Origin of the sequence: Croceitalea rosinachiae, from assembly GCF_031846445.1 — a bacterium.
GTDB classification, from domain to species: Bacteria; Bacteroidota; Bacteroidia; order Flavobacteriales; family Flavobacteriaceae; genus Croceitalea; species Croceitalea rosinachiae.
Genome location: NZ_JAVRHR010000002.1, coordinates 39741 through 51020, shown reverse-complemented (window position 1 = coordinate 51020; position 11280 = coordinate 39741). Strand labels below are relative to the sequence as shown.

The window sequence follows — 11280 nt, the reverse complement described above, 5'->3', positions numbered from 1 at the left end:
AAATGAAAATTTACACCAAAACTGGCGATAAAGCTACTACTTCTCTTTTTACAGGCAAACGGGTATCAAAACACCATATCAGAATTGAAAGCTATGGTACTATAGATGAACTGAATTCTTTTTTGGGTTTATTACGTGACCAAGAAATTGATAGTAATTCAAAAGAATTATTAGCTATTATTCAAAACAAATTATTCACGCTTGGGGCTATTTTGGCTACTGAACCGAAAAAAGACAATCGGTTGAAAATAGCTAGAATTCATGATGAAGACATTCAACAACTTGAAAAAGAAATGGATTTAATGAATGAAAAACTTCCTGAAATGACTCATTTTATCCTACCTGGGGGCCATACCACGGTGTCATACTGTCATATTGCAAGAACGGTATGTCGTCGTGCCGAACGAATGATATCTTATTTGCACGAAAATGAGCCGGTACCTGATAACTTACTAGCCTATATTAACAGATTATCAGATTATCTGTTTGTCTTGGCACGAAAGTTGTCAAAAGATTTGCAAGCCAAAGAGGTCAAGTGGATTCCTGAAAAATTACACTAATAAATCTCCATTTTACACGTTACTGATTTATTAAGTTGAAAATAATTTTTAAATAATTTAAAAATTGCTTGGCAGATTGGGTTTAAAAATTATTTTTGCAAAAAATTAAAATCAAACCATTACTATGTACTGGACATTAGAATTAGCCTCATATTTAAGTGATGCGCCTTGGCCAGCCACCAAAGACGAATTAATAGATTACGCAATTAGGACAGGAGCTCCTCTAGAAGTTGTAGAGAATTTGCAATCTATGGAAGAAGAAGGTGGTGAAATATATGAATCTATTGAAGAAATATGGCCCGATTATCCCACCGAGGAAGATTACCTCTGGAATGAGGACGAGTATTAATTACAAATAGAACAACAAGATAAGAAGCCTCATTTTTGAGGCTTTTTTTATGTAATTTTGGCAGCCTGATTGCCATAAATGGTCAATCTAGACTATGGAACAGCTTTTGCTGAAATAAACAAAAAATCACCAATGAGTATTTTAAATTCTGTACTAAAGGTTTTTGTAGGAGATAAATCGGAGAAAGATGTAAAGTCAATGCAACCTTTGGTCAAAAAGATAAAATCTTTTGAGCAAGAAATAGAAGCCCTAAGTAATGATGAACTTCGCCAAAAAACACTTGATTTTAAATCAAAGATAGCAGAGAACTGCAAAGACATAAATGATAAAATAGACGACTTAAAAGAAGAAGTTGAAACTTCATCTAACATTGATAGAAATGAAGAAATCTATACCGAAATAGATAAGCTTAATGAAGAGGCCTACAAAATTTCGGAAGATGTATTGAACGAAATCCTTCCTGAAGCCTTTGCTGTTGTTAAGGAGACTGCCAAGCGTTTTGCAAACAACGATACGCTTAACGTAACAGCATCTGAATTTGACCGTGCATTATCAGGGTCCGCTGACTATGTTACTCTTGAAGGGGATAATGCCGTTTGGAAAAACTCTTGGGATGCCGCTGGCAAGGAAGTGACTTGGGATATGGTACACTATGATGTTCAGCTCATTGGAGGTATTGCACTGCATCAAGGTAAAATTGCAGAAATGCAAACTGGTGAGGGTAAAACCCTGGTGGCTACTCTGCCCCTTTACTTAAATGCGCTTCCTGGTAAAGGAGCGCACCTGGTAACTGTTAACGACTATCTAGCAAAACGCGATAGCGCATGGATGGCACCTATTTTTGAATTTCATGGGCTTTCTGTAGACTGTATAGACAAGCATCAACCCAATTCAGAGGGAAGACGTAAAGCCTATAATTCTGATATCACTTATGGTACCAATAATGAATTTGGTTTTGACTACCTGCGTGATAATATGGCCCATACTCCAAATGATTTGGTACAACCACCACATCATTATGCCATTGTTGATGAAGTAGATTCTGTATTGGTTGATGATGCAAGAACTCCATTGATCATTTCAGGTCCTGTTCCAGAAGGTGACCGTCATGAGTTTAATGAGCTAAAGCCTCAGGTGGCTAATATTGTTCAAAAACAACGTCAACATTTGACTGGCGTTCTGGCTGAAGCTAAAAAATTAATAAAAGAAGGAGACACCAAAGAAGGCGGTTTTTTATTGCTACGTGTGCATCGTGGTCTTCCAAAAAATAAAGCTTTAATCAAATTTTTAAGTGAAGAAGGGGTGAAACAACTCTTGCAGAAGACAGAAAACTTCTATATGCAAGACAACAACCGTGAAATGCCAAAGGTTGATGAGGATTTATTATTCACTATTGAAGAAAAAAACAACCAGATTGAACTTACCGATAAAGGGATTGAGTACATCTCTGGTGATGGTGATAAAGATTTTTTTGTAATGCCTGATATAGGCGGTGAAATCGCAAAAATTGAAAATCAAGACCTTGATATTGAGAAAGAAGCTGAACTTAAAGATGAGCTTTTCAAAGAATTTGCCGTGAAAAGTGAGCGTATCCATACCATGAGTCAGTTACTCAAAGCGTATACCTTATTTGAAAAGGATGTGGAATATGTAGTGATGGATAACAAAGTAATGATTGTGGATGAGCAAACCGGACGTATCATGGATGGTCGTCGCTACTCCGATGGACTGCATCAAGCCATTGAAGCAAAAGAAAATGTAAAGATTGAAGCATTGACCCAAACTTTTGCGACCATTACTTTACAGAACTATTTCAGAATGTACAACAAGCTGGCCGGTATGACTGGTACTGCGGTTACTGAAGCTGGGGAATTCTGGGAAATCTATAAATTGGATGTAGTTGAAATTCCTACCAATAGACCAATTGCTCGTGATGACAGACACGATTTGATTTATAAAACCAAACGAGAAAAGTATAACGCAATTATTGAAGAAGTAACGCAACTTTCAAAAGCAGGGCGACCAGTATTAATTGGCACAACATCCGTGGAGATTTCAGAGTTACTTTCAAAATTATTAAGTGTTCGTAAGATTCCCCATAACGTACTAAATGCAAAATTGCACAAAAAGGAAGCTGATGTAGTTGCTGAAGCTGGTCAAGGTGGTATTGTAACTATTGCGACCAACATGGCCGGTCGTGGTACGGATATTAAATTGTCTTCAGAAGTAAAAGCAGCTGGTGGTTTGGCCATTGTAGGAACAGAACGTCATGATTCGCGGCGTGTTGACAGACAGCTAAGAGGTCGTTCTGGTCGACAAGGAGATCCGGGTAGTTCTCAATTCTATGTTTCTTTAGAAGATAATCTAATGCGTCTTTTTGGTTCAGATAGAGTAGCTAAAATGATGGATAGAATGGGCTTGGAAGAAGGAGAAGTGATTCAACATTCCATGATGACCAAATCTATTGAACGGGCACAGAAAAAGGTTGAAGAAAATAACTTTGGTATTCGAAAGCGATTATTAGAGTATGATGATGTAATGAATGCTCAGCGTGAAGTTGTTTACAAAAGAAGACGACATGCACTTCAAGGAGAACGTTTAAAGGTAGATATCGCAAATATGATTTACGATACCTGTGAAGTAATTTCTGAGACCAATAGGGCTGCTGATGATTTCAAAAATTTTGAATTTGAATTAATTAAATATTTTTCAATCACTTCTCCAGTAACCGAGGAAGATTTCAGTAAGCTTGGTTTTCAAGAAATTGCTAATAAAGTTTATAAAGTTGCTTACGACCATTATCAAGAGAAGATGGAGCGTAGCGCTACTCAGGCATTTCCCGTAATCAAAAATGTTTATGAAGACCAGGCCAATAAATTTGAAAGAATTGTGGTACCGTTTACAGATGGAGTCAAGTCTTTAAATGTAGTCACTAACCTTAAAGATGCCTATGAAAGCGATGGTAGGCAATTGGTTACAGATTTTGAAAAGAACATCACCTTAGCCATTATTGATGATTCATGGAAAACTCACCTTCGTAAAATGGATGAGCTAAAACAGTCCGTTCAATTGGCAGTGCATGAACAAAAAGACCCTTTATTGATTTATAAGTTTGAGGCTTTTGAGTTATTCAAAAGTATGATTGACAAAGTGAATAAAGAGGTGATTTCATTCTTATTTAAAGGAGAGCTTCCAGCGGAAAATACAAATCAAATACAAGAAGCTAGAAATGTTCGTCGTCCAAAACAAAACATAAAGACCAGTAAGGAGGAAATTCCAAACAGTGATGAGCTTGCAGCACAAAATCGCGCTGCAGGCCAAACGCAAAGTCAACGCCCTCAAAAGACAGAAACTATAGTAAGAGAACGTCCAAAAATTGGGAGAAATGATAGGGTTACCATTAAAAACGTATTGTCTGGTGAAAGTAAATCGGTAAAATACAAACAAGCAGAACCACTCATCAATAAAGGGGAATGGGTATTAATTGAAGATTAATCAGAGAAAATACTAGTTGAAGTCCGTAGTGCGGCGACCAAATTTTGGTCGCCGTTTTTGATTATGTAATAAAACATATTTAGATTTACAACTGATTAACACCCCAAGTCGCATTTATGGATGTTCTTGTCATACATAACTGAATAACCGAACACATACATGAAAAACCTAACCAAAGAAAATCAGCATTCGAAGTCAAAAGCTCGAATGTTTGAGACTTTAAACTACATAGCTGCATTTATGGCTGTTGCCCTAGGGGTTTTCTCATTCACAAAAGGCAACAATATTGGATTTTTAGTCATCTTATTTTTTTTAGCGATTTTGTTTGTAGCAACAGCATTATTTATTAGAAGTTTGGCTGTAAATAAATCTTCGAATGAAGCTTTAGAACAAAAGCTAAAAGAAAAAGAAACATTACTAAAAGAAGTACATCATCGCGTCAAAAATAATCTTCAGACTGTTTCAAGTTTATTGAGTTTGCAATCAAGATCAATAGAGGATAAAAAAATAAGTTCTATTATAAAAAGTAGTCAAAATAGGGTTGTATCTATGGCAATGGTACACGAAATGCTCTATAAACGCGATGATTATATTTCAAAAATAGAGCTTAAACCTTATGTTGAAGAACTCTGTGAGTACTTGGTTCGTTCTTTAAAAGGTAATGAGAACAGTATAAGTACAAAGTTGGACATCGGTGATTTTAAATTAAGTATAGATACCGTTATTCCGCTTGGTCTAATTATTAACGAAGCGGTTACCAATGCCTTGAAATATGGTATTCCCGAAGATGCAAATGGTGAAATCTTGGTTAGACTTTCAAAAAAAGGGGTTAATACCTATCAAATGTACCTTGGCGATAATGGCATTGGATTTCCAGAGGATATTAATCCAACCAATATAAAATCATTAGGACTTAAATTAATACATAATTTATCGAGGCAATTACGAGGCTCAGTCCAACGTGATATGAACAGTAAAGGCACTTATTATCAAATCACTTTTGAAGAAGTTATCGACGATTTTAATTCGGTAGATTAACTGGTATTTTTGAGCAAGTTCTTTATCTTTAGTGGATAACTCAAAAGATTACCAACTCAATGTTCAAGAGACTCTTTCTTGTAGCACTATGTATTAGTGGTACACTTTCCGCACAAGATTATTTTTTCAAGAAATTTCAACCCTTCAATGCCGAGATCCCTTCCCCTGAAACCTTTTTAGGTTATGGAATCGGTGAACATCATACGCGCCATGATTTGATTGTGGCATATTTGACTGAACTAGCTAGAGTTTCTGACCGTGCCAGTATTTATGAATATGGACGAACCCATGAAGGACGTAAATTGATAATGCTGACAATTACCACTCCAGAAAATCTAAAAAACCTAGATAATCTGAAGCAACAACATCTTGCTTTTACGGATCCGGGGCAATCGGTTTCTAATTATAATGATGTTCCCGTTTTTATCAATTTGGCTTATAATGTGCATGGTAACGAACCGTCAAGTTCTGAAGCAGCTTTACTAACGGCCTACACCTTCGCAGCTTCAAACAGCCCAGAGATTTTAAAATACTTGAATAATGCAGTCATTTTTCTTGACCCAACCATTAATCCTGATGGGCGTGATAGACATACGCAATATGCAAATATGTATCAGGGGAATCCATTGGTCGCCGACCCACAAGACGCCGAACATAATGAATACTGGCCACGTGGTAGAACCAACCATTATTGGTTTGACTTAAACCGTGATTGGCTATTGGGTATTAATCCTGAGAGCAGAGGTAAATTGACTTGGTATCATGAATGGTACCCTAATGTGGTGACCGATTTTCATGAAATGGGAAGTCAGAGTTCGTATTTCTTTGAACCCATGAAAGTTAATGCCTCCCAGAACCCTATCATGCCAAAAGAAAATTATGAAGATTTGAATAATTTATTCGGGGACTATTTTGCCAGTGCCCTTGACAGTATTGGGTCATTTTATTTTACGAAAGAAGTATTTGATGGCACCTATCCTGGTTATGGGTCTTCGTACCCCGATTTACAGGGTGGCTTGGGGCTTTTATTTGAACAAGCTAGTTCTCGCGGACATAAACAGACTACCAAATTTGGAGAAATCACTTTTCCATTCACGATTAGAAATCAATACACTTCTAGCATTGCAACAGTTAGGGCAGCCGCAGAGAATAAAGGAATGCTTAGAAAGTATCAACAAGATTTCTTTAAAAGTGCTTTAGGTAATGCTTCAAAAAGTAGAGTTCGTGGTTACACTTTTAAGGATGATTATGATAAAAATCGAGAGAAAGCATTTATTGATAAACTCTTATTGCACAAAATTGATGTTTATAAATCTGAAAATCAATTTGTAGTACCAACAAATCAACCACAATATCGTATGGTTCAAACTATGTTTGAAACTTATTCTAAATATCGTGATAGTGTGTATTACGATGCCTCAGCTTGGTCTGTAGCTAATTTCTACAATATAAAATATAAGCCCGTAACAAGTCTTAATTTAGGCGATAAAATAACCTCAACAGCTGACTTAGTTAAAACATCGGCTGTTCAGAAAACAGATTACGCATACATTGTTGACTACGATGACTACAATGCAACCGCTGCTCTAAACTACTTGCAAAAAAATGGTATCGTTGTCTCCTCTGCCTTTAAACCATTTACAACAAAAACCAACAAAGGTCAGACTACTTTTAACTATGGTACCCTAGTAATACCTGTAAGTCTTCAAAAGAAAGACACTGATAAAGTTTTTGAACTGGTTCAAAAAGCTCAACAAAAATTTCAAGTAAGCATACATAGTGTGAGTTCGGGCTACAGCAGTAAAGGGATTGATTTAGGCAGTCGTTATGTATCACCAATAACAAAACCAAAGGCAATGATGTTAATTGGTGATGGTGTTCGTTCTTATGAAGCTGGCGAGGTTTGGCATTTGTTGGATACTCGAGTCCATATGCCCATTACCAAAATACCCATGCGCAATTTCAATCGCGCCAATATGGATAAGTACAATACCCTGGTCATGGTATCAGGCAATTATAATTTGAATAAAAAACAGCTTGAAAAAGTTAAAAATTGGATTAGCAAAGGAAATACGTTAATTACTATTGGAAGTGCTTCAAAATGGGCCATAGATAAGAAACTGGTTAAAGAAAAGCTTACTGAAGGGGCTAAAAAAGATAGTACCGAAGTCGCAGAAAGAAAACCCTATGTTGATGCGGGAGAAAATTTAGGCAAAGAAAGTATTGGAGGTGCTATTTTTAAGGTGGATTTAGATTTGACCCATCCTTTAGCATTTGGATATAGGGATACTCAAATTCCGGTATATAAGAACAATTCTGTTTGGTTAGCACCAAGCAAGAATGAATATGCTACTGTCGCTAAATATGCCAAAAGTCCTCATATTGATGGATTCATCACCAAAAAGAACAAAGAGGAATTTTTAAAACCGTCTGCCTCATTATTGGTAAGCAAAGTTGGTAGTGGCCGTGTTGTTCTTTTTGCAGACAACCCCAATTTTAGGGGAAGTTGGTATGGCACCAATCGTTTATTCTTAAATGCGCTGTTTTTAGGGGATAAAATTAGAATACCTGAATAAAAAATTATGAAAAAACTATTCGTCTTTATTTTTACGATATCGCTTTTTCAAACTGGTTTTCCCCAAGAAAAACTAAGCGAAGGGCCTTTTAACCAGTTAATCATTCGGGGAGTAACCCTTATCAATGGGAATGGAGCACCTCCAAGAGGACCGATTGATATTGTAGTTGAGAATAACAAGATTGTAAAAATTCAGGTGGTGGGTTACCCAGGAGTGGCTATTGATGAAGCTAAACGTCCCAAACTTAAAGAAGGTGGTAAAGAACTGGATTGTTCAGAAATGTATGTATTGCCAGGTTTTATTGACATGCACACTCATATAGGCGGAGTATCTCAAGGAGCGGACTATGATTATGTCTTCAAACTTTGGATGGCACATGGCATAACAACAGTACGAGAAGTTGGAGGTCGCGGTTTGAACTGGTCTTTAGATTTAAAGAAAAAAAGTGCTGAAAATAGCATTATTGCCCCTAGGATTCTTACCCATACCGTTTTTGGTCAAGCTACCGAAAAGCCTTTGAGCACTCCTGAAAGAGCCAGGGAATGGGTTAGGGAAAACGCAAAAAAAGGTGCAGATGGTGTTAAGTTTTTTGGTGCACCACCTGAAATCATGGCAGCGGCATTGGATGAAAATAAGAAATTAGGTCTTCGCTCTGCCTGTCACCACGCTCAAATGGATGTGGCGCGATGGAACGTACTACATTCTGCAAGAGCTGGTTTAACTAGTATGGAGCATTGGTATGGACTACCAGAGGCACTGTTTGAAGACAGAACGGTTCAAGACTATCCGTTAGATTATAACTACCAAAACGAGCAACATAGGTTCGAGGAAGCTGGAAAACTCTGGACCCAGGCGGCAAAACCCTTTTCAGAACATTGGAATAAGGTTATGGATGAATTGATTTCATTGGATTTTACCATTGACCCTACGTTTAATATTTATGAGGCCAGTAGGGATTTACAAAGGGCTCGACGTGCTGAATGGCATGAAGAATATACCTTACCTTCCCTTTGGGAGTTTTATCAACCAAGTAAAATAAGTCATGGTAGTTATTGGCACGATTGGGGTACCGAACAAGAAGTTGCTTGGCGCGAAAATTATAAACTTTGGATGACCTTTGTCAATGAATATAAAAATAGGGGTGGTCGAGTGACAACAGGTTCAGATTCGGGGTTTATATTCCAATTATATGGTTTTGCTTATATCCGTGAAATGGAGTTATTACGAGAAGCTGGTTTTCATCCTCTAGAGATTATCCGTTCCGCAACTCTAAACGGTGCCGAGGCCTTAGGTATGGATGCTAAAATTGGAACCGTAGAAGTAGGCAAACTCGCAGACTTCGTGGTTGTAGAAGAAAATCCATTAAAAAACCTGAAAGTATTGTATGGTACAGGAGCAATTCGACTAACGGAGGATAATGAAGTAGTTCGAGTAGGCGGAGTAAAATACACTATAAAGGACGGGGTGGTTTTTGATGCTAAGGCTCTTTTGAAAGATATAAAAGCAACAGTAGCGAAGCAAAAAGAAAAATTGAACTACACAATAAAACAACCTGGGGTAGAAAAGTAAATGAAATCATTATGCCATTTTTGATTTGTTCCTTTTAGTTTTAAAAGCCAATGCTTTTTTAACTCTAGAATTTTTAAACATATAAAGTCTTGCAACCTCAGTTTTGATTTCTTTTTCAACTTTAACCTCAACATTTAATTCAACTGAAACGTTAATTGTTTCTACCTTAACTTCTTTAGTAGTATTCTGAGCAAATGCTGCTGTTGTGAAGAAGATTACTGCGATAAAGGTTAAAATTGCTTTCATAACTTGGGTTGTTTTACTTTGTAAATGTACCCTGAGGTCAATGCAGTAGCGAGATAACTCGTTTTACAACCAGAATTACTCGTTTAATAACACAAGTTTGGATTAAGTGTAAAAAACTATCGATAACGGTTTTTAATCCGATGAACAACACACCGAACACAGGTGTCGTTTATCGATGATGATATAAGAGGATGTTTGCGGTTTCTCTACTTTTTAACAGAAACTTTTGCTATTTTAAGTGAAAGTAAATATGCAGTGATGACAAAAATTATGCTTAATACTAAGGTCACAGGTATTATAATAGTTTCTAACATCCTTAAGCCAATTTTGATTTGTTTCTTTTAGTTCTAAAAGCCAAGGCTTTCTTTATTCTAGAATTCTTGAACATATAAAGTCTTGCAACGTCATTTTCAGTCTTAGTCTCTTTTTCAATTTTAACTTCTGAACTCGTAATAACAGTTTCAGCTGTAGTTACAACTTGTACTTGGATGTTAGCATCTTGAGCAATAGCTACAGTTCCGAAGAAGATTACTGTGATAAGGGTTAAAATTGTCTTCATTACTTGGTTTGTTTTACTTTGTAAATGTACTCTGAGGTCAATGCTGCAGAGAGATAACTCGTTTTACAACAAGAATTACTCGTTTAAAAACACAAGTTTGGATGAAGTGTAAAAAAGCATCGATAACAGTTTCAGATCCGATGAACAACACACCGAACGCAGGTGCACTTTATCGATGTTTTCTAGTAAAGCCCTAATAGTAGATTAGGGTCTGGGCAGTTGTTTTGGTAAAAGCTTAAGTCTGAATTACTGCAGACTCCGGGGTAATCACCTTTAAATTTTTGAACATCATCAATCAATTGAAAATGAAGATGTGGTGCATAATTCACGTTAATAGGTGTATCGCCTAAAGTAGCAAGTATTTCTCCCTTATTAAATTGCTTTCCTATATATAAGCCACCTAAAGATTCTAGAGATAAGTGTCCATAAAGTGAATAAAAGGTAATATCCTTTACAATATGCTCAAGAATAATTGTTGGACCATAGTTACCAGAATCAGCATTGTTCTTAAAACTATGTACTATTCCTTTGATAGGCGTTATAACCTTAGTCCCAGCAGCACACCAAAAATCAACTCCTAAATGAATGCTTCTAGGCTCACCTATAGAAAACCTGTCAGCACTTGAATAAAGATTTCGCTTCTCAAGATAACCGCCATAGGCAACTATTCCATTAGCTTTTGATAAAATACTTTTAATATAAGTTTGACATTTCCATGGATCAGTAATATCAATAGTTTCTAAGTCTTTATTAGTAGACGATAAATCAATAGGGTAATATTGTGAAAGAGAAATTGAAGCATCCATAATTGATATGGGGCTTTCAGAAATAGTATGTAATAGATTATGTAAATTCATAATAGATATAGGAACTTAACATTTTTTAACT

9 protein-coding genes are annotated in these 11280 nt (G+C 36.5%); 6 read left to right on the top strand and 3 right to left on the bottom strand.

Annotated elements, in window-relative coordinates:
- Positions 1-2 precede the first annotated feature (2 nt).
- The 6 genes from RM706_RS07900 to RM706_RS07875 all read left to right on the top strand — a co-directional run bounded on the left by RM706_RS07900 (position 3) and on the right by RM706_RS07875 (position 9587).
- A complete protein-coding gene (locus RM706_RS07900) occupies positions 3-560 on the top strand; it encodes a cob(I)yrinic acid a,c-diamide adenosyltransferase (protein WP_311350514.1) in 558 nt (185 codons plus the stop codon).
- Between the two features lie 124 nt (positions 561-684).
- The gene (locus RM706_RS07895) at positions 685-909 is read left to right on the top strand and encodes a DUF2795 domain-containing protein (protein WP_013551418.1); all 225 of its coding nucleotides are present in this window, start codon (positions 685-687) and stop codon (positions 907-909) included.
- Between the two features lie 132 nt (positions 910-1041).
- Entirely contained in the window at positions 1042-4404 is a 3363-nt protein-coding gene (gene secA / locus RM706_RS07890) for a preprotein translocase subunit SecA (protein WP_311351999.1), read from the top strand.
- Between the two features lie 159 nt (positions 4405-4563).
- Positions 4564-5442, top strand: a complete 879-nt coding sequence (locus RM706_RS07885; RefSeq protein ID WP_311350513.1) for a sensor histidine kinase — start codon at positions 4564-4566, stop codon at positions 5440-5442.
- Positions 5443-5501: 59 nt separating this feature from the next.
- The gene (locus tag RM706_RS07880; RefSeq protein ID WP_311350512.1) at positions 5502-8018 is read left to right on the top strand and encodes a M14 family zinc carboxypeptidase; all 2517 of its coding nucleotides are present in this window, start codon (positions 5502-5504) and stop codon (positions 8016-8018) included.
- A 6-nt stretch (positions 8019-8024) separates the two neighbouring features.
- The gene (locus tag RM706_RS07875; protein WP_311350511.1) at positions 8025-9587 is read left to right on the top strand and encodes an amidohydrolase family protein; all 1563 of its coding nucleotides are present in this window, start codon (positions 8025-8027) and stop codon (positions 9585-9587) included.
- A 9-nt stretch (positions 9588-9596) separates the two neighbouring features.
- Here the strand turns inward: RM706_RS07875 and RM706_RS07870 are convergent, their stop codons facing one another.
- The 3 genes from RM706_RS07870 to RM706_RS07860 form a co-directional block, all read right to left on the bottom strand.
- A complete protein-coding gene (locus RM706_RS07870) occupies positions 9597-9833 on the bottom strand; it encodes a hypothetical protein (RefSeq protein WP_311350510.1) in 237 nt (78 codons plus the stop codon).
- Between the two features lie 316 nt (positions 9834-10149).
- On the bottom strand, positions 10150-10392 hold the full coding sequence (locus RM706_RS07865; protein ID WP_311350509.1) for a hypothetical protein: 243 nt from the start codon (positions 10390-10392) through the stop codon (positions 10150-10152).
- Between the two features lie 182 nt (positions 10393-10574).
- Positions 10575-11249, bottom strand: a complete 675-nt coding sequence (locus RM706_RS07860; protein WP_311350508.1) for a peptidoglycan DD-metalloendopeptidase family protein — start codon at positions 11247-11249, stop codon at positions 10575-10577.
- Between the last annotated feature and the right edge of the window lie 31 nt (positions 11250-11280).

Excerpts from the sequence above, each read along its gene's own strand:
- RM706_RS07900 (WP_311350514.1), top strand. The coding sequence starts at position 3 with ATGAAAATTTACACCAAAACTGGCGATAAAGCTACTACTTCTCTTTTT.
- RM706_RS07895 (WP_013551418.1), top strand. The coding sequence starts at position 685 with ATGTACTGGACATTAGAATTAGCCTCATATTTAAGTGATGCGCCTTGG.
- secA (WP_311351999.1), top strand. The coding sequence starts at position 1,042 with ATGAGTATTTTAAATTCTGTACTAAAGGTTTTTGTAGGAGATAAATCG.
- RM706_RS07885 (WP_311350513.1), top strand. The coding sequence starts at position 4,564 with ATGAAAAACCTAACCAAAGAAAATCAGCATTCGAAGTCAAAAGCTCGA.
- RM706_RS07880 (WP_311350512.1), top strand. The coding sequence starts at position 5,502 with ATGTTCAAGAGACTCTTTCTTGTAGCACTATGTATTAGTGGTACACTT.
- RM706_RS07875 (WP_311350511.1), top strand. The coding sequence starts at position 8,025 with ATGAAAAAACTATTCGTCTTTATTTTTACGATATCGCTTTTTCAAACT.
- RM706_RS07870 (WP_311350510.1), bottom strand. The coding sequence starts at position 9,833 with ATGAAAGCAATTTTAACCTTTATCGCAGTAATCTTCTTCACAACAGCA.
- RM706_RS07865 (WP_311350509.1), bottom strand. The coding sequence starts at position 10,392 with ATGAAGACAATTTTAACCCTTATCACAGTAATCTTCTTCGGAACTGTA.
- RM706_RS07860 (WP_311350508.1), bottom strand. The coding sequence starts at position 11,249 with ATGAATTTACATAATCTATTACATACTATTTCTGAAAGCCCCATATCA.